The 250-nt window shown below is 66.0% G+C and carries 1 protein-coding gene; it reads left to right on the forward strand.

All coding sequences use genetic code 11. The features are described 5' to 3' along the window. Positions 1-21: 21 nt before the first annotated feature. Positions 22-250, forward strand: a 229-nt coding sequence (locus L1I42_RS16175) for a CBS domain-containing protein (protein WP_236115784.1), incomplete at its 3' end; no start/stop codon positions are given.

Consider the following 250-nt stretch of genomic DNA (forward strand, 5'->3'; position numbering starts at 1 on the left):
TTCCCCATCCCGGAGATCGCCATGCGCACGGTTCGTCAGTTGCTGGGGTCCAAGACTCCTGAGATCTTCGCCGTTTCCCCCGATGCCTCCGTCCTCGATGCCATCAAGCTGATGGCGGAAAAGGGCGTGGGCGCCGTCCTGGCCATGCAGGGCGCGCGCCTGTGCGGCATCGTGTCCGAGCGCGACTACGCCCGCAAGGTCGTGTTGCAGGGGCGCTCGTCGTCCAACACCCCGGTGCGCGACATCATGA

It is taken from the genome of Maritalea mediterranea (assembly GCF_021568695.1).
Lineage (GTDB): Bacteria > Pseudomonadota > Alphaproteobacteria > Rhizobiales > Devosiaceae > Maritalea > Maritalea mediterranea.